Origin of the sequence: Paenibacillus sp. FSL R7-0128, assembly GCF_038002245.1 — a bacterium.
GTDB lineage: Bacteria > Bacillota > Bacilli > Paenibacillales > Paenibacillaceae > Paenibacillus_AQ > Paenibacillus_AQ silagei.
Genome location: NZ_JBBOCD010000001.1, coordinates 738,434 through 758,748, shown reverse-complemented (window position 1 = coordinate 758,748; position 20,315 = coordinate 738,434). Strand labels below are relative to the sequence as shown.

General features: G+C 41.1%; 10 protein-coding genes. All 10 read right to left on the bottom strand.

The window, feature by feature from the left end; all coding sequences use genetic code 11:
* Positions 1–18: 18 nt before the first annotated feature.
* Complete coding sequence (locus tag NST26_RS03145) at positions 19–855, bottom strand: copper amine oxidase N-terminal domain-containing protein (protein WP_340978490.1); 837 nt, start codon at positions 853–855, stop codon at positions 19–21.
* A gap of 19 nt (positions 856–874) precedes the next feature.
* Positions 875–3,289, bottom strand: coding sequence for a restriction endonuclease-like protein (locus NST26_RS03140; protein ID WP_340978488.1), 2,415 nt, complete (start codon positions 3,287–3,289; stop codon positions 875–877).
* Positions 3,261–5,060, bottom strand: a complete 1,800-nt coding sequence (locus NST26_RS03135; protein WP_340978487.1) for an MrcB family domain-containing protein — start codon at positions 5,058–5,060, stop codon at positions 3,261–3,263. The genes NST26_RS03140 and NST26_RS03135 overlap by 29 nt, the downstream gene beginning before the upstream one ends.
* Before the next feature lie 632 nt (positions 5,061–5,692).
* A complete protein-coding gene (locus NST26_RS03130) occupies positions 5,693–5,980 on the bottom strand; it encodes a hypothetical protein (protein ID WP_340978486.1) in 288 nt (95 codons plus the stop codon).
* A 393-nt stretch (positions 5,981–6,373) separates the two neighbouring features.
* Complete coding sequence (locus NST26_RS03125) at positions 6,374–8,368, bottom strand: hypothetical protein (RefSeq protein WP_340978485.1); 1,995 nt, start codon at positions 8,366–8,368, stop codon at positions 6,374–6,376.
* Positions 8,368–10,467 carry a sensor histidine kinase gene (locus NST26_RS03120; RefSeq protein ID WP_340978483.1) on the bottom strand — a complete coding sequence of 700 codons (2,100 nt, stop codon included), beginning with the start codon at positions 10,465–10,467 and terminating at the stop codon, positions 8,368–8,370. Before NST26_RS03120 ends, NST26_RS03125 begins: the two co-directional genes overlap by 1 nt.
* A 101-nt stretch (positions 10,468–10,568) precedes the next feature.
* Positions 10,569–15,899 (bottom strand): FtsK/SpoIIIE domain-containing protein, encoded by a 5,331-nt coding sequence (locus tag NST26_RS03115; RefSeq protein ID WP_340978481.1) that lies wholly within the window; start codon positions 15,897–15,899, stop codon positions 10,569–10,571.
* A gap of 2 nt (positions 15,900–15,901) precedes the next feature.
* Positions 15,902–17,431 (bottom strand): hypothetical protein, encoded by a 1,530-nt coding sequence (locus NST26_RS03110; RefSeq protein ID WP_340978480.1) that lies wholly within the window; start codon positions 17,429–17,431, stop codon positions 15,902–15,904.
* Positions 17,424–19,262 carry a hypothetical protein gene (locus NST26_RS03105; RefSeq protein ID WP_340978479.1) on the bottom strand — a complete coding sequence of 613 codons (1,839 nt, stop codon included), beginning with the start codon at positions 19,260–19,262 and terminating at the stop codon, positions 17,424–17,426. The genes NST26_RS03110 and NST26_RS03105 overlap by 8 nt, the downstream gene beginning before the upstream one ends.
* 174 nt (positions 19,263–19,436) lie before the next feature.
* Positions 19,437–20,315 (bottom strand): hypothetical protein, encoded by an 879-nt coding sequence (locus NST26_RS03100; RefSeq protein ID WP_340978478.1) that lies wholly within the window; start codon positions 20,313–20,315, stop codon positions 19,437–19,439.

Here is a 20,315-nt window from a genome sequence, read left to right as displayed (position 1 = left end):
ACCTAACCTCCTTGATTTTTACTTGATCCGCGAATTGAAAATCACATAATCCGGCGCTGAGGGAACATAAATAGTGAATGACAGGGCAGCCGCCTTAGGAGTCGGTTGCGAAGGGCCGGGAAGCTGCCGGACTACCGCCTGCCCTTGGCTGTTCACAGCGACGAACTCCAAGCTGGAAGCGCCCTTGGGAATAACAGACCCGGAGGCGTTAAGCACGCTGAGAGTCAGCCGGAAGCCCTTGCCGTCGGCAGACTGCGTCATCAGTGTAGGATAAAAGGGATGCTGGCGCTCCCCAGGCACATCTTCAAACGGAGTCACGCTCTGCCACGCCTTGGCCTGCGGCAGCACTGTGTCACCCCGGCCTTGCACTATCAGTACATTGCGGTTAAGCAGGTTGGACATGTTCTCCCATTTCACCTTCTTCAGTCCAGTGAGGATCGGGTTCATGGGTGCAAACAGCACCCCATCCTGCAACTGCGGGGACACTCCCAGCGATATCGCACTCCCGTCTCTGGTTACCGCCGTAGCCTGCCCGGCCCGCAGCTTCCCCACACTCTCCCCAAGAAGCGAGATCGTGGTGCTCTTGCTGGCGGCATCATAGGTCAGCTGTGCACCCAGCGCACCAGCAAACGCACGGACAGGTACCATTAATTTACCCGCCTGGATATAGGGAGCCAACTTACCTGGAAACAGCACATATTGGTTATCAATCAGCAGCGGCCTGATCTGATTCCCCAGTACCGGCTCTGCCTGCACCTGAGCCGCCGTATGTACGGCTGGCAGCAGACCAGCGAGCAGCAGCATAATTAAGGCTTTCATAGCCAGCCGAAAGAATGGACGATGTCGATCATTCATAATTCATTACTCCTTTTCTTCAAATATTCCTAACCTCCACAACCCTACCTAAATCCACATACTCCTCATGATCCAGCCTCACCTGCACTCTGCCCTTGCGGCGCTTCTCACGCCATTCCCGGAGCGCTTCCTCCGTGTCCAGCCGCAGCTCGGCAATCTCCAAGGCCCGGTCCAGGATGTACTTACTCGTAAAGAGCACCTTGTAAATCCCTTGTCCTCCCAGCGCGATAGGATCAGCTAACCTCTTCCATTCCTCAATCGTGAAGCGTACATACAGCTCTTCCTTGGTACCCGGCCTACAAGGGATTTCCGTGATCTCCTTACGCCGCAGCACCTGCCAATCCGCTACCTTGCCTACCCAGTGAATGCCTGTTTTGGCGGGATCAATGAACTTCTTGCGGGATTGGCACATCGCGATGTATTCGATCTGGGTCAGCAGCTTCTGGAGGGCAAGATTCTTAAGCGGCATATGATAAAAAGCGTTCCGCACCGCCACCCCAACCTGCTCCGGCCCCCGGACAGAACCAACCAGCACATTCTTGCCCCCAAGCTTATTGGCATAATACTCCTTCGTGCCGCGCGGGCGTGTGGATCGTTCATAGGCTTTCTCCGGACTGTCGCGGATAATCTCATCCAGGAACTGCTCCACCAGACCTGTGGCATTCGGCAGGAACGGGAAGGCACCGATGTTGAGCAGCTCAATGCTGCGGTAGAACTGGTGGCTCTTGAACCGCTCTTCATCCGGATAAGGAAATAGCACATACGCCCCGAACATGCTGCGCTCATACTCCCCCGAGCTCTTCTCCTGATACACGATCGCGTCCCGGTAGCGGTGCATCGTATTAATGTCGTCCTCCTCCGGCCCGGGCTGCCCATACCTTTTCTCATAGGGAGTGTCCGGACAGGCAGGATTCAAGCGGTACTTCGCGTCAAAAACATACTTATATTCCTTGATCTGACCCGCATCCCTTTTCTTCAGGGTAAGCACGTTATCGGGACGCTGACTCAGTGTCGGCGTCTTATCCGTTCTCGGAATCGAGTTATAGTACAAGATGAACTGCTCCCCGTTAACCGGATTCTCATAGACCATCTGCGCACTCTGCGAGCGGTCCAGCGTAACGAAGATCCCGTTCCGGTTCACCTTGATGATATCCTGCTTCACCAGCCTATACTTCTGCCCCAACAGCTGATTCAGCTTAAGGAAGCACCAGTATTCATAGAGCTGCGCGACATCCTTCATGGATAGGCGAAGCAGGTCGCTTTGGATCGACAGGCCTTTGAGCAGCATGAGATAACAGCGATAGACCTCCCGGTATCCGGGGGCCATCTGCAGCACAAGCGTAACAGACATCTGCTTCAGCGCTCCGGCCTCCCGCAGAAAATCTATCTTAAGCACCCGCTCCAGCTGAGTGAGCATCGTGTCTATTCTTCGAATGAGCAGCGGATCTGAGGTCCGGCCGTTCTTTTTCCAGCGGCTCTTAAGCTCCTTCAGCTTGCCATGAATCCGTTCCAGCATCCAGCGGACGAACCGGTTCTCACTCGTATCATAGGCGAGGCGCTTCCGTGTTTCCATTAAGTGCGATGCTGTATAGCTACGGTTGTCGATCGTTAAGAAGCCATGATTCATGTCTTCTCTTAACCGTTCAGGATGCTTCGCGAGCTCGCGGATGTTCTCTCTTCCGGCTTTTTTGACCCGGCCTGCATCCATTAACCGCCGCTCCTGGAGCAGCGCAACATTAGGATTCTTGTTGATCCGCTCAACGGCATCCAAGAGCTGTCTGAATACATGCTGTAGGATCGCGAAGAACTCCGTCAGGCTCTGATGCTGCGTCTCCTTAAGGCCAGTTAGCTGATAGGTCCGGCGCAGAAAATCAAAAGCCAAATTATAGATCTGCGCGTTCACCTCATGCAGAAGGTTCTGGTAATCCCGCTTATAATCCATTTTCGAGGGGAAAATCTCCATCTCCACCCGCAGCAGCGTCTGCCCTTCGCCCCGGATCTCCCATTCCGTCAGCCCAACCTCGTTCCCAAAGTTCAGCACACCTGCAAGAATAGAATCACCCAGAGGCTTAACCGCTTGCCGGAGCAGCACATTGTCATGATAGAAAGTAAGCTTGGCCCCCTTCTTATTCTGAATCACCAGTTCATACGGCTGCGTCTCATAAAAGCAAGGAAAGGAAGACTCTCCCGGCTGCCAGTCGATCAGCCCATAGGCTTCAGGCGAGAACACCTTAATCTGCACTTCCCCAAGCCGCTGCGAGCATGTAATTCCAAGCTGAGCATTCACCCACTCCTGATCCGGGGAGCGATGAAGCTGCAACGTCTCCACCGTAGGATGATAGGGCCGCCCCTGCACATATAGTGTAAAAAGCTCCGTCTCGATACGGAGCAATTCCACCGCCTGATTAAGAGAGCCAGTATGAGGTGAATCCATCTTCCTCCAGCCTCCTAAGCATATAAGCCAATTTACGGGCACTTTGCGGATGCTTCACCCCAAGCGGATTCTGCCCGGCAGCCCATCTCAGATAGAGTGGCGAAGCATCATCGTCCATGAGTTCTCGAACATTAACCGCTATGCCAGCATCGCTGCCTATCGCAACCTTCATCAGATTAAGCAGCACCCGGCGCACGGAGGAATGACTTCCCTGGATACGCGGCAGAATCTTTTGCAGCAGCTGCCAGTCAAACGCCTCTTCCTCATCCATCAGACCATAGCGCTCGTTATAGATCATATAGAAGCAAATCGCATCCCGCACCCGGAAGCCCACATGAGCATGGATATCCTCTAGCAGCGTATTAATCTGAACCAGTCTCTCCGTTGTCCGCACAACAAGCTCCTGATGAGTATCATAGGCATCCACCAGCTGCAAATAATCGGAACGGAGGAAGAGATGATTCAGCTCATTAAGATCAGCGGGATCACCCGCGTCCTGCTCAGCCCCTTGCGGATACTGCTGCAGATTGATGTAATTGAACTCCAGGGTGCTTGCGCGGTCGAGAACTTTTTTGCTAAAAGGATGCGTAGTCTCGTCCATATTCACCGTTCCGATCAGGAATACATTCTCCGGGATGCCCAGGCCGCCATAGGTCACTTGGTCCTCAGCCGTACCCAGCAAGGCACGAGAGATCAGCTCCTGCGTCTGAATCTCACTCTCCCGCCACTCCTGCGTCTCCAGCACACTTAATAGATCACTGAAATAATGCTCCACCCGGGCCAGATTCATCTCATCCAGGCAGATAAAATAAGGCTTATGCCGATTCTCCGGCTGCTGCGCCTCCACGAACACCTGCGTGATCGGACCCGGCTGGAACCTGCCCGACAGATCCTTATACCCCAGCAGATCCGCAGGATCACTCCAATCCGGCCGCACCGGAATCAACGTATACTGCCCATTATCCCGCATCGCCCCCAGCGCCTCCGCAAACAGCTTCACCAGCCTCGTCTTCCCCGTCCCCGATATCCCCGCCAGAATGACAAAAGGCTTCGCCTTCAGCGAGAGGTAGAAGTTCTCGATCAGGTGCTCCGGGAAAAAGAAGCCTTGGCGGCGGATGTGGGATTGAATGTGGTGGAGGATACTTAGGACTTGTCCGTCTTCCAGCGGCTCAGCTTCTTGTGGCAATAGTTCCACTTCCTCATCACTGGTTTCGTCATCACTGGGAGCCATCGCCGATTCCACATATAGACGGTAATCTTCGATTACATTCTCAAGATCTTGAATGAGCTGCTCATCGTTCGGGACGTTTCCTCTTTCGTACTTAATGTAAGCAACCGTCGATACCTGATAGTCTTGTCCTAGACCGCTATCCACGAGACGAATATTCTCATCCTTATTCATATTAGTCAGAGCAAGAAAGTCTAGAAGCGCTTCTTTCCGGTCTCTCAGATAAGCATAGCCGTCTCTGCGCCCCTTCTCTTGAATGGGCTTTGTTACACCCTGATTAAATGTAAGATACACAGCACTCATGTCCTCAGCAAACAGATACACAACATATTCCCCATGCTGAGTCGTTTCCGTGATTCGTTTATCCAGAACTGCCAGCCAAGGAACCGCTGCCCAATTCCCTTGTCCGACCGAGCCTTGAACTTTATATTGATCATCTATGAAGGGTAAAGCTTTAAGTTCCGAAGGAAGGGTCTGACGAAACAATGTGCCAAGTGAATGGCCCGCAAAGCCTTCCATTTTAGCAGAGGTGTACTCCGCCAAGATTTTCTCCAGATAACCTTGCAAAGAGAACCGCTGCAAAGCAGCGTTGTAAGCCTGTAGCTCCTCGTTGGCAAGCCGCTCTAATTGTGAGAGCCCCTCTTCCCCTAGCTGTCTATGAATCTGGCTATTAAACCCAATAGTGTTCTCTCTCAAATCTACATACAAAATATGCGAAAGTGCATTAACAGGACTGTTAATGATATCTTTCAACCGACTGTTAGATGCTTCTCTCCATAACTTCTTCCCTTGTGGCAAATCAACCCGATTTCCTTTTTCTTGTTCAGCTATAAAATAGTTAAGGAACCGCTGTTTAACGCGATCATATGACACTCGCTCCCGCTTGGACGCTCTAAGCTCTTCAATTAAGGATAGGATTAGGACCATCATATATGACTTTTGCTTACGCTTAAAAATCTGTGTGACTATTTCTGGTAGTGGCATGGAATCCTCCAGGATGGTTAATGATTTTAATCGTTAATGATTTTAGTAGTATAGGATTACTCAAGAAGACCTTCAACAGCCTTACTTACAATATATATGGTAATTCGACAATTTGGGAATGTATTCCTTCCAAATCAAAAAGGACCGTCGCATGGACAGCCCTAACATAAGGTATACCCTAGTTTCCTATCTTAATCAGATAGGACTGAAGAAGTAGCAACTGCATTAGCAAGCTGCATTCCATCCTTAAGCCCTTGTAGATATAGACTTTCATAAAGAAGGGAGTGCTTTAAAGAAAGCTTATCCTCCCAATACTGAAACTCTGGCTTACGTGCAATATCGATGGAGGCAAACAACGCTTGAAAAGCTTTACGCTCTTGTTCAAAAGCTTGTCTAGGCTCCGATTGACGTTCAAGCCGTGTGCTCACCTCATCCAACCGAGCTTGAACCGTTTGTATAAACCATACTGGAAAGCTCACAACATCTCCTCCAAGACAAAAGTTCAAACAAAATATCCATTCTTTTCTGAGTAAATCTGATTAATGAGTTCATCCACCTTACGACTCTGTGCCTAAACCAATTTATTACTATTTATTATATTAGAATTCCCTGCTTCAGTTACTACGTTACTGCTGCCCGAGTTGTGCATTTGTCCCCCTTCCTAAAAAACATTTTAATTCGCTGTGCTTTTCAAAGGCTACAACTCGCACTTTAATGAATTTTGTACCAGAAAACTATTTTTAATTCTTCATTTACATATCACCTCACAATATAGCCAAATTATATGCGAGGAAAATGTTATTTTAATGCGAACATCGAATTAAAATAAAAATTATTGGACACAGAGTAGCCAATTCCAAGTTATACTCCTTTTACTCACTTAATGCAGCGACTTCGTCCTCTCCTTTCCATTTATTAGGTTTAAAGAATATATTCACTAAGGTTTTGTCTTTTGAAAGGTTGATATTTATACCATAATTTGAAAGTAGCTCAGTAAGGATAGAATTCTTTGGGTCAATTTCTAAGAGTCTCTTACCATGTTGCTGTTTTGCAATAAAGTGATCCATTTTTAATTCACTAGCTAACGAGTCAAACAAACCTTCAGCCCTTGTTTCCTGTTTGAGAAAACTGATTAAATTGTCATAATCAAAGTAAAAATTCGAACCACCAAGCTCGTTAATCAAGGCATTAATTCGTGCATCCTTATTATTAAACTTAGTTTTAATCTGTTTTAGTAATAATGGTTCATCAGAGATGTCTTTGACTATTGGTACTCTCGACTCAATATCTAAAAACTGTTTATATATCTCTAATGCATGCAGGTAATCTAATCTTGCCCACCGACTCAATGGAAAAGTTATAGTATCTTTCCTTCTTTTAAAGGGCCAAGCAATCCCGTCTTCCCAAAAAATGTTCACGCCTTTTTTTGTTATTACACTAGCTATATCTTTAATACAATTTTTCATATGATTAGTATAGTAAGAACCCCAGCTAAACTGCCTTGTAATCTCTTGATCAACCTTAAAGGAACATGCACCATCAAGGTTAAGACTAGCTAAATCTAAAATTTTGGTCGGAACTAATAATTTCCGGCGAAGATTCCACGTAATTTTATGTTCTCCAATTCTATATTTAAGTATCCCCTTTTTTTGCCTAGTCTCCTCTGATTCCTCCAGAATAAACATGGATACATTAGCATGTCGACCTAAGGCCTCATCTTGCCACCTTACAATTAGATCGCAAGTCTGAGCTACTAGCAGTCCTCTAACCTGCTTTCCATTAAGACTGAAAGTAAATATATCGCCAAAATCAACTGGAGAAAACCGCGTGTTAACTGTTTTATCGAGTATCTGTAATTCTCTTAAATCTCTAATATGTTTATCTGTTTCGTAGTCCCAAATTGCCCCTTCCCAACCAGTAATATTTTCGATTTTTTTGTGTATATTTTTTAGTTGGGGAATGTTACTGTTTATTAAATTTTTTACTATGGATACAGATAAATCAATTAAAAAACTAGTTTCAGATACACCTTCTTTTTCCAACTTTTCAGTGATTACTGCCTTCATTGTTTTTGTATTAGTCAACATTAACTGCTTTTGTGCATCATTTACTCCGTCTATTAATAATTTACCCAATGATTCAATTGATTCAGTCATTATTCTACCAGAATTAAACTCTTCAAGAATTTGATTCAATTCATAATTAAAGATAATTTCATCGGTAGTTTTTTCTTTATTCAGATAGTTTATCAACGCGCTAAATTCTGAAAAATTATCACTCCTAACTTTACGAAGGAGATCCTGCTTAAACTCTGGCCCTGTCATACTATAACTTTCGTTATGATAGGTGAAGGTATCTTTACCACTTAAAAAAATAATATAGTTAAGAGATCCCCTATTGAGCTTTAATTTATGTATAATCTCCAACGCAGTAGTGTTAGTTGAGTATTCATAGTCCATAAAAATGAGGTCATAGTCTGCCAGCTTCTTCTTTCCTGGTTTTAATGGATCTGTAAGAAAATCAACATTAATACCTTGAAAAGCAGTACATAGCTTCTGATAGATAGGGTAGGCAGAACCATAGAAAGCATCTGCTTTAAATTCACAAACAGCATTTATAACTATGTCTCTAATATCTTCATTTTCGTATAAAATATTGAAGTCTTCATAACTTAAAATATCCTCAACTATATTTTCATCAATTAGCTGAACGAGCTTACTGTAAAGATTTTGATCAGCACTGAATCTCGATATAACAGAGAGTGCCATTTGAAATTTTTTATCGCCCTCAAGTTCTTTCAGCTCATCATCAATCATCAAAATTTTTCGAATTTTCAAATTATTAATCGAGTTGGAATTAATAATCATTAGTTATCCTCCAGTATCTTTGAAAAATCTACTTGGAAACAATAAAATCGTCTTTGTTGATTAAGCAGACTCAAAAGCTCAAGGCTAATATCGTGAAATGCCGCGATTTCTCTTGAAATAAATAGCCCCAGTCCTCTACCATTCTGTTTTCTCGTAAAGAATGGCTCAAATATTGCATCTGCATCAATTTTTGATATGCCAGGACCATTGTCAGAAACTAAAACTAAACCATTTTCGAAAATTTTGATTTCCACTAGTCCGTGGTCCGAGCCATCCGACATTTTAAGAGAATCTATCCAATATAGCGAATTTAGTATCAAATTATCAAACAGTTGAATCAGCAGCCCTTTATTCACCTTAACTTTTATTGATGAAACTTCTGTTATCAACATTATTTTGATAGGCGTTTCATATTTTAGAGCAACGTTATTCATTGTTTCTACTATATTCATTAATTCTTGAACAAGATTTACAGTAGACTTATATCTACGCAGGGTTATAGCTTGTTCATCTATCTGTGACAACATAGTCTTTAATGACTTAAAATTAATCTCTAAAAGTTCAATATCATTTTTCAGATGACTAGGAGCTTTACTCCCCAAGGTGTTAAGAGTAGAAGTTGTTTTATGCATGAAATTATAAATTTCATGGGCTATTTGAATCGAGGTCATACCAATGGCTGCAGTCTCAACTAGGGCTCGTTCTCTAAGCTTCAACTCATCGAATCCTCGTTCAATCTTCTTTGAATTCTTAATTATCAGTTTTGCATCCTTTAGCGAGACCGAGCCGGTTTCATACAAATTATTTACAACCTTCTCAATATCTTTTGCAGATTTTTTTGCATTGTCAGTTATTTTAATGGAAGTCTCTTTAGGCTCATTTCTTCTTAATGCTTCTAACATTGTTGAGAAGATGTTCTGTACTATACTTTTAAACATTTCATAGGACTTATTTTTTACTAAGCCTTCTCGATTTGTTTGATCAACAAGATAAGGAGTTTTATTGGAGTTAATAGAAATATACCCAGCAGTTTGTTCTCCTATAATACTAGTTTTTCCTCTTCTGAATTTCTGTTTATTTAATTCGAGCCAGTCATCACCAGACTCACCATATGGAAAGATCCTAAATCCATCACGAAAAATCATCGGCCCACCGGTATACATATCAAGAAGTTCAGTGATTACCTTTCTGCTTTCAAATCCTTTTATCTCTCCTAGTCTTCTTCTATTAAAGATGTAGAAGTGAAATGAAAATTCCCCCACATACCCCTCGTCTTGAGGATCATTCATAGACATATTCCTATCTACAGGTATTACATCAGTTTTTGTATCTATGATTTCTCCATTTCTTCTGATAACATATGCAAAGTGAATCTTCCCAGGAGTGTAATAGCCTTCAATCTCATGATGTGCTTGTTGAAACAAGTATTTATCCACTTCTCCAACCCTTACCCTTTTTTTTCGACCACCATTTGAAATTGTGACTCTGATTTCAAAAGTCCTAGAAAGTGTTATAAAAGGATTCATATACTTACTGGCAGTTTCTCTTATAAATTGTTCAATTTTAAATTCATTCCACTTAGGATCAATAAATTCTTTTAAGCCAATTATTTTTATTCTAGTATAGGAGGATTTCCCTGATTCTTTTTTAGTCTTTATAAGAGTATTATCAATCTCATCTAAGAATTTTTTACTTTTATATCCATATTGAGTCCAATCTATTTCTAATCTCCAAGCAAAATTACTTTCTGCAGTCGAAGTTTCTAGAATTAAACCATAGCCTAACTTCATAGTTGAGAATCTTCCCAGCCCTTTTTCACCAAGTGGCAAATCATCATCATTATCTAACAGCTCTTTGCCATCGAGTCTGTTTGCTGTTCCTACCACAAGCCAGTTACTCCTCAGTGTCTCATCATTCATCCCATGTCCTTCGTCATAAATAATCATTTCTTCATTTGCCTGATCAATAGTTATTTCAACAAATTCTGATTTTGCGTCGTATGAATTTTTAATTAACTCAAGCAAAGCCACCTTGCTATTACTGATAAGCCGCTCCCCTAAATGGGAAATTATCCTTGCCATAGGTCGAAACTGTACCAAATAATCACCCCCTAAAATATCAATCTCATTTAATTGTCCATAATTGATGAAACATTTAATCTTAGCTGATTCAGCTTAGAGATAATTTATCAACTAATTGTTTAAATTATACTAATAAGTGTTGTTATGCTTTCATTAGAGAGAAAAGGAACCTGTCCAAATATCAACCCAGGTTCTCCCTGCAGCCTTGCTGCTAAATGCCCCTTTCCAAGCAATTTCTCCGCACCTTTTTCCCCAAGGGAAATTTCAGAAGTCCCTACACTCTCGACTCTCAGAATCAACCGATTCCCCAAGTTATCCCTCAATTGAACGGGTAAAACATTAGCGTCTGGGCGTTGAGCAGCAAAAATTAAGTGTATCCCTGCAGCGCGCGCTTTCACCCCTAAACGTTGAACAATGGAGGAAACCGCATTCTTATATTCATCAACAAGCATCCATTCAGCAAACTCGTCGTGAATCAAGAATATCAGTGGCAACCTTTGATTATTTGAGACCTTAGCATTATAATCTTTAAGGTTATTTACTTTAATCCCCTTAAATTTCTGGTATCTATCATTCATTTCATCCACAAGATCTTCAAGTATCTGTGTAGCTTTATTCTGATCGTCGATAATTCCTTCAACAAGATGTGGAAGTTCTGCAAGATGCATATAATCAACGCCGTATTTGGGATCAATTAAATAAATATGTGCTAGATCTTTACTATTTGTTACGCAAATATCAAGAATTAAATTTTGCAACAAAACCGATTTACCACTTCCGGTTGCCCCCGCAATGAGTGTGTGTGGAGCATGCTGAGCTCCACCTTCAAACTCTCCCCCCAAATTTAAGTAAAGTAGCTCCCCATCAATTTCCTTAACCCCAATAACAAAACTCATATTCAACCCTGATGTATTGGTTTGAACCTTTCTTACCTTCCAAACATCTGCTAACGATATGCTTTGCCTTTGAGGACGCGCTAAGGACACAACAATCTCTCCTGGGTAAGCCGTAATATTTATTACATTAAGAGCATGTGTAGTAAGAAGGATCGATCTCCGTTTTTCTATATCGTCAACCTTTAATTGATCTGAGCCCTTCAATTTTATAACAACAGCATTAGGCGTAAGTCGATGTCCATTTACTTTCGCCTGCAAGTTATAGCTAATTAAAGCCATTCTAAGTTTATTCACTGTCTCACTAACCCAGGATTGATCCTCATTGGTTTCTTCCGTGCTTTGAGTATTCTGTAATATCCATTCTTGCAACCCACCATTCGCCCAAGGAACTTCACCGCCCATTTCTACAATGGGTCTCTTTACGTCTGGCTCTAACGATACTGTTTTTTCTTTCATGGTTACGGAATAGCTTTCTCCTGTATCTCCTGCAGCTTCATCTGTCTCAAGGTTAATCTGCATTTGTTTGTCATCTGAAGTTTCAAAGAATTTTTTTTCTCCAGTGACAGCCTTATTATTACTAGCAGCAACAAAATTGATTCTAGGAGCTGGTAATTTAGGATTAAATAATTCCCAAGGCTTACTTTCGTCAAGCTGCTCCCTGACTTCAATGATCGAGGTCCCGCGATGATAAGCCAATACTAATTCTCTTACAAGATCTCTAGTAAAAACTTCTTGATAGGAGTTTTTAGCATTTACAATGGGGTTTCTTTCACTATCTAAAACTGTATCAGGTAAGGTAGATACAAATACATGGGAATAACCCTTGATTTCGATAGGAATTTCCCCTGCTCGAATAACCTCACGCAACTCTTCAACAGTAAAGGTAGAATTCGGAGCTAATTCAATACCGTCATTTAGCAGGTCACTTAATCTGGAAAGCCATAAGTCACGGTCAAGTCGCCCCGGATTGCCAAATAGTGCGTTATCCATTCTGTTGACGGTATCCCGCAACTGCTTTGAAGAGTTTTTCCTTGCTTCGGAGACACCCTTGGCATCGACATACTTTGCTTCAGAAATAAATACTTGAAGAATTGGCTTATCATTAACCAGTTTAGGTACAAGCGCCAATATATCTGCAATTTGCTCTTCTTTTTGTCCAAGCCAACTTGCATAATCATCAAGGAAAAACCAACCTATAGCCTGTTCAGTTCCTATTTCGGGTTGAAGGAGCGTCTTACTTAATACGACACCAATTAATTCACCTGCAAACACACCTCGTTTTGCAGCACGTAGTACGATGTCGCCTGATATTGTATTGGCATCCTCAATAAATCGCTCCGTGAGCTGCACTAATTCCTCTTCATTTAACCCTAGGCCTAAAGCATTTAATCTTCTTTTCACAAGTACATTTAATAGGTTCAATTTAGATTTTGAAGATACAACAATGTTTGAGCCATGGGATTTATTGTGCTGGTACTTTATAACCTTCACCCCAAGATTCCTAAGCTGTCTTCGTTCTAATAATTGATCATAATTGACTACCCATTCGCCGAGTTTGTGAGCTTCATCGAAGATTTCCTTCACCTTATCATTCTGGAACGAAATTTGCCTTGCTGGTAAAAAGAATGTCCCTGGGCTAACATCCTTTCCCTTAACAACTGAATATATTGATGATAAGTAAGACCATCCAACTGAAGGTTGACTTGGACATGCCAAATACACCGTAGATTTAAGTTCATCTTTCGCCGTAGATCTTCTTTTTGCCCACCGCGGAGGATAGTGATTAAGTAACTCCGGCATCTGTCTCACTTTAACTTCATCCCATTCAAGATTTGCTTGCCGCGAGATAACATCTTGCAAAAATACGATATCAGCTAACTTCCCCTCTTTTGAGTCTAACGTTGTAGCCTCATGTGCCATTACTTCTACACGGAGGCGTGCCATAAAATCACGAGTCACCTCGCTCGCAACAAAGGAGTCGGCGTCACTGTCCGTACTCTCTATCATTTTCATATATAACTCGTTTAACTTATTTGTATCACGATGCCTCAGTATCACCTGACAGCGAACCTCATCTTCAACCTCATGCATTGCGGCTAGGGAATTTACAATTGTCTCCGGAAGCCTAGTGGAATCAGAGTTGTACAAGACTAAACTTAAATTCGTCCTTTCATGTGGTTGAAGATCCAAGTAACGTTCAACTAGGTTAAGAAGTTTGTTACTTGCTTCTTTTGGGTCTTCATTCGTCTGCATTTCTTCTTCTGTTCGTACTGGGCTTTCCATTAAGGTGTAATCATTCTTAGTATCTGTAATTGAAAGAAGCACCGGTTCATACCCCTTATAACCTAAGGCAACTTCAGGATAATATGGGCTCAATATTTCTTCTTTGAGATCCGTAAAGAACAAACGTTGATCACCAAAGTCGACTTGGTCCGATGTCAATACATAATTTAACAAACCAATGACTTGCCTTGCCTTAACCGCCTTTGCCGCCATTCGCATTGGGTGCCATGGGGCTACAATTGTCATTGGTTTATTTTTATCCCCATCAACCCTTATATTCCCGATATCCATAACAGGCTGCATAACATGAATTCGATTCATATCACCCAAGGCATGCTCTTGTAAGGAGCGTAAGAAGTTATCGTACATCTCACTTTGTTCAATCATTGAATCAGAACTGATACCATCAATTAGCCAATCATTTATAGACTGTTTATACTTTACTGAAAATTGATTCCACGATTCTTTAAGAGCTTCATAATTGCTGTTTGTGAGTCTTGTTTCCTCGAACAACTTCTTCAGGTTATTGAGAATTGTTTTTTGCAAATCAGTTGTTTTTGCATATACACCAACCAGCGAACCCCTATCCTGTCCGAACACTGCTTGAATTGTACCTACATCACTTAAAGATAACCCCTGTAACTTGCCTTTTTTGCTAACTGGATTTAGGGATACACTAGAATAAGAGAAGGGATGATCGGCAAGCCTCTTTAAATCCTCGTGAAGCTCGAGGCCAATCTCTTGAGGGTTTCCTTGCCATACCAATTTTACTTCATTTTTTTGTTTCGATCCCTGTAAGTCAAGGTAGCTAAGCTCTATGTAGAATACGATTTGAATAGCGGCTCTTGCTGTTGAGGTATTTTTTTTATAGCCTTTCTTCTGTTTGGCCTCTAATAATAATTCATCGTACTTAAACAAATAATGCGTTTCCCAATTCACTTGCCAGTTAGTCAACTTTTCAAGCCCTCTGTAAGCATTGCAGAATGCCATACTTACATCTGCATTTAGATCCAGCCAAGACTTTTTACTAACGGTCTTCTGAGTACGAATTTTTAAAGTCTTCTCCCCAATAAAGTTATCGCATTGAGCGAAGAGGCGCTCAATGCCTTCTAATAAACCAACTAAATAATCTGTACATTCAATCGCCTTTCCATAAACAAATCGATCCCATTCCGCCTTTAGTACTTTTTCTGTGTCTAAGTTATGACGGTGCTTATCGTAAAAATCTTTATCTTCCTCTGTAGCTTCCTTCGCTTTTTTCTTTTTAAAAAGCTCGTTTAGATTATCTAGATAAAGAATTTCAGCATCCGTTAATGTATCTGGAAACTCATCATCGTACAATTGCCGAGTTTTTTCTGCCAAATTCACTTTCATTGGCTTCAATTCGAAAAATAGTAGGTTGACTTTATCCATCTCCCACTCTAGCTCTGACAGGTTTTCCGCGGCGACGGACCAGCTCACATTCGATTCAATGAACAATTCCATAATTGGCTGAACAGACGGATCAATTTGACTTTTCACTTTTTCGTAAGATGCCTGGATCTCACTGTTCTCAATGACTTGACGATTCGGATGTTGCTTATATAGATAACAAGCTCTTTTGTTATATGCATCTGTAAAAAGTTTCTTCCATCTATTAGCATGACCTAAAGCACTCTCTGGGATTGCGTCAAAATAGTAAGAATCACGTGGAATGCGAAGTGCAGGTAGCGCCCAGCCAATCGCCCTAACAACAGGAATACCATTCTCAGCAATTATTTCACGCACTTTTACGGTAAATTCACTAAATTCCTCAAGACTGCACTCATTTGCCTCTTGCAAACCTTTCAACGCTTGCTGCCAGTGCCTTTTTTGCTCATCAGTTAGAGGGAGATCGCGACTCGCTACTTGTACCCATATATCAGGGTGACTTTTTAAATCTCCTGCCCCAACCCTTGTTATATCTCTTAATGATTGCCCTTGATCATCGTTCGTATTTGCTAATAAGATAGCGGGCTTATCACATGAAGCATTTCTCCAAAATGTTGTCTTTTCGTCAGTAACCATTTCAGATGGCAAATCGACCGCTTCAACTAATTTTCGCGGGACCTTTATGGCCATAGTCGAAACTAATAGCATATCTTGGCTTATTGTTTTGCATATATAAGTGACCTGATCTCCGGTAAGGCGATCTAATAAGAAACGCGCAATTCCCTCTTCAGATTGGCTATTTTGTAATTCCCGCCGAAGAAATTCGGTCGCTACCTTTCCAATCAACTCTAGTTGGTTCATGGTTATTCCTCCTGAATCCCAAAGGGATTTTCTACATATGCGCATGCATCAGATAGTCTGCGTAGTAACCCCATACTTGCCAATCGTTGCTCAAGTCGTCTTGCATTGTCTGAGAAAGCTTCTAAATCTGCTCTACCAGCCTCTGTCAATTTAAAAGCCTGCTTATCGCCAATGATAAAACCATATTTTTCGTACAATTCATCTAAGAAGTCTTGGAATTCCATTCTCTTTGGAACAACACAGAGCACCAAAGATTTTAAAAACATATCTTGGGGAGCATAACGTAATCTTCGCGCGCCTCTTCTCGAAGTGAGTCCTATTTCTTTTCCCCAGACACCGTGAAATTTATCAACGTGTTGCTTATGTCTATTAATTGCTGCTGATATAAACTTGTTAATCAAATCCTCTGGCGAATTAGCAGAATCAATCTCATTTTCTTGAGGCCATTCATATCTAATTTGAAGAACGTTTATTGCTTCCGAAAGATCAGTTATATTCTCCCATTCTTCGGTTTGTTCAACGTGTCTAATATAAGTTTCGACCGCTCTTCGCGACATATTATTATGTTCTGTGAATGAATCAGAAGAAAGCTCCCTAACAATAGTTTTCTTAGGTGATATAATTTCTAACACAAACGTTAATTTCGTTTCATCTTGCAAAACATCCTTAGCCCTATTCAAACTGTAGATAATCATATGTAGTCCCATTATATTAACCAGGTGAGGAAGTGCGTCGTATTTCGGAATGTTACTATCCAATAAACTTAACCAATCTCTTGCGATATCTTCGTATTCAGGCAGTTCCAAATACGGCAAGTAACCCCCTGGTCTAGCGGTAGAGGAATTTATAGAATCTTTAGGTTCTAATGAAGCAACTAATCGATTAAATTTATTCCTCTTGTTCAAAACACTTTCTTGTAAATTCCCAAGTAGTTCAGGTCCCTTCCCACTCCTAGCTAACATTAAATACAAAATTTCACCTGTCCTACCAAAAAATCTTCGGTCATTTGTGGGGGATTTATTTTCTTTTACATTTAGATCTTCGTACAAACAATTAGGACCATATGGGAATATAAACTGAGAACTCCACCGCTTATTATTTTCCCCTTCAATCGTCGTTTCTCTCAAGAATTGAACTACTGAAACGAAGTGTTCAAACTTAGGAAATCGCTTTTCCAAGTATGCAAAATCAGCATTATCGATTCCCGATTGGCCCTTATTCATTGCTTCTTGCCACTTTGACCATGCTTCTTTGTCATCATTACTATAAGTACGTGCAATTACTGGAAGTTGTGGATTATTGAAAAGAATGTTACGCAGATATAGTCTTGATTTAGGTACGTAAACTAAGTTGTTTGGTATCTCTTCAAAAAATGCCCTTCCTGCATCAAGTTCAGCTTGAAGAACATTTAAAAACTCCATAAAGCAAAGCCACGGTGTTTGTTCATTATATAATCGGTGGCCCCAAATCGCCTCATCGACCCACATATCCGATGGGATTTTACTTGGGCGCGGAAGTCTTTCATTATTCATCGTAGTTAACCTCCACGATTCTATCGTCAATTAGACCATCTGGATTTAGTCGAATAATTCTAAAGGATAGATCACTGTCATTATCCGAATCTTCTTCATCTATTGTACGGCGTTCCTCTAGTCTTTTTAGAAGCTTGCTTTTAAAACCTAGGATATCCTCATAACATTCTCTGGAAAAGCTCCCCGGTAGTGCACCCTCTGCAACCCGAGAAAGAAACTCATAGCGAACCAAATGAAGTGGTAGTTCAACTGCAGCAACTGAAGATGATAATTTCACTTCTATTACGAGCTTACCATTTGCATTCATTCGAATCTGCATGCTTTCTCCGCGTTTTTTCGGTACGGAAATATACTCTTCAAAAATCCTACTCACTTTTGCTTGAGAATGACTTCCAGACGTAGCTAAAATCAATTCATCATTATTTTTTGCTAGTAGACCTGTAAAAATTCTATTTAACCCCTGGGAAATCCTCGATATTATTTGTGTAGAAACTTTACCTTCCCTAGCTACTCTGTAAACATGAGACAAAAACTCCCCAGCGTATTGAAAGGTTGTAAGATGCCAAAGCTTGAGTGTATCTTCTTTTTCTCTAGGAATTACAAAGAATAATCTTTGCCTTTGGGATCGAAGTGTTTCTAGAAAGGTCTCACTACTATCCACTACTCCCTCTAAATATTCCCTTTGCTTTGCACGGTAACTCTGATCCGCACCATAGTATTTATCGCTTAGCACAAGCTCCTCGTAATACGGACGAAGCTCAGGATCATCTTCACCAAAAATCAAAATATTATCAATCGTATTACTTGTCTCGTAACCTATCCCGAATTTTCCTAATGCAGTAAAGACATCAGTAGATTCGCGGCGTCTTTCAGTGAGATTCTCACCGAATATATTTCGATAAATACTTGCAAGTGATGATTTATTATCTCCAACTATTTTCATAGCATCAGAACACGTCATGAGACGATCCTTAGCCTCAGGATGACCTAGAAGCATATTTGAAGTTAAGAGAAGTAACTGTCTTATAGGAAGGTGTACACCATTTAACTCGCATAATTCTAAAAGATCAGTTACACGTGATAGTAGTAATTGTTTATCCATCTCGCCTTCGAGTCTTTTCCGATTTTCCATTATAGGACATATCAGTCCTGTCTGATCATTTCCCCTCAAAGAACAATTATTACAATTATTCCACCCTGAATGGTTCAGTACGACGTCTACAATCTGCACAAAGAGTTTTGCTGCGCTTATTTGGCTTAAATTATATAATTTTAGGTTAAATCCGTTTTTTTCTTGGATCTCAGCAACTAACAAGTCCTCTACACACTGTTTAACTAATTCTATTTGAGGATTATTATCTAGATGCTTCCAAGCTTCAATCAATTGTCCATCGTTTGCTGCTATTAAAAATACATTGCTATCGTTCGGATTAAGTACTGAGTGAACAAACTGTTTCAAAAAATCTCTTTCCTTATCCTGTAACTCACTCAGATCTTTTATAACATATAATATTTTAGAATTAGGAAGAGATAACTGTTTCACTTTATCATCATTCTGCCAAACTTTTAGGGAACCATTTAATGCTAGCCAGACTTCTCTGCAGTTAAATGTTTTTCCATCTCCTGCAGTTCCTGTTAATATCACAGACTTCGGATTAGGCGACTTATAATTTTGAATAAGTTCCTCTAAGTAAACGGATTCTACAATAATCGGATCGATATTCTTCCGCTTAATAATCCTGTGAATCGCTTCATCATACATATTATCGTTGCGAGGAATTGGTCCGTATTGACGAAGAAAAGCGATCCATTCTGATTGACTAATAGTCATTATGTACTACCACCTTATTTAGTTACATAGTCTTATAATTCTTTTCGACAAAATTACATTGTTTTCCTCCCCAACCACAACATAATTATGCAATATTTTTATAAAAATAGACAAAATATTAGTTTTAGAATAAAACACAAAAAGCCTCCCTTTATAGGAGGCTCTTCTATAACATTATGAAAAAGAGCAAACACAAGGAATATCCGCATCTGCTTTAAACAAAAACTTCTCAAACCCCTCTCTTTCCATGACTTCGCGAAATTCTTTCATGGTATAGGAACTACCATCTTTTTTAAGAATCGATACATCCTTCTTAAAATCTGCTCTAAAACGTTCCTCCATCTCTTCTTGCTCCCGATATCTTTCTGGCCAAAGCGAATATAAAAGGGCATAGTGTTGGAAACCACCCCGTACACATCTACCAGCACAATTTGCATGAGAAAAACCTTTAATACCATATTTCAGAGCCAACTTGGCATTTTCGTTATTTTCTTTCTCCGCTAATTGTTCTGCAATATTGTACATTCGGGGCAACTCAATTCCCCATTCATCCCGAATGATTCCTTTGGCATCAAGATCCTCTCTGAATAAGTCAATTAGCGGAAAGCGAGTTTCAACAGGCTCTATGGGACGATGCTCGTAAAACTCTTTTAAATTAACTGCACGCTGTTTCTCATGTGGACCGATTCCAAAATAGAGTATTGGTTCTAAGTTCTTTTGATTCCTTAACTCGTCATCCAAAAAGAGAATGGTTTGTCTTACTTTAAGCTCTTCAGAACACTTAGCTAACCTCGAATTGCCAAGAAATCGCTCGTCATAGAAAACTTCCTCTGGGGTTCTTCCATCGAGTCTTTCTGTTATTTCTAACTCCACATATCTGGACACTTCTTCCATAAAACGGTAGTTGTCTTCATCTTCCCATAAGGTGTTAGTGAAAAACAAAATACAATTTTCTTTGCCATATGTTTTTACCATATGATTAGCAACATATGCACTCCCAGCTCCGCCACTAAACATAGCTACATGTACAACCTTTTTTTCTTGGATGTCCAT

Excerpts from the sequence above, each read along its gene's own strand:
- NST26_RS03110 (WP_340978480.1), bottom strand. The coding sequence starts at position 17,431 with ATGAATAATGAAAGACTTCCGCGCCCAAGTAAAATCCCATCGGATATG.
- NST26_RS03145 (WP_340978490.1), bottom strand. The coding sequence starts at position 855 with ATGAATGATCGACATCGTCCATTCTTTCGGCTGGCTATGAAAGCCTTA.
- NST26_RS03140 (WP_340978488.1), bottom strand. The coding sequence starts at position 3,289 with ATGGATTCACCTCATACTGGCTCTCTTAATCAGGCGGTGGAATTGCTC.
- NST26_RS03105 (WP_340978479.1), bottom strand. The coding sequence starts at position 19,262 with ATGACTATTAGTCAATCAGAATGGATCGCTTTTCTTCGTCAATACGGA.
- NST26_RS03115 (WP_340978481.1), bottom strand. The coding sequence starts at position 15,899 with ATGAACCAACTAGAGTTGATTGGAAAGGTAGCGACCGAATTTCTTCGG.
- NST26_RS03100 (WP_340978478.1), bottom strand. The coding sequence starts at position 20,315 with ATGGACATCCAAGAAAAAAAGGTTGTACATGTAGCTATGTTTAGTGGC.
- NST26_RS03125 (WP_340978485.1), bottom strand. The coding sequence starts at position 8,368 with ATGATTATTAATTCCAACTCGATTAATAATTTGAAAATTCGAAAAATT.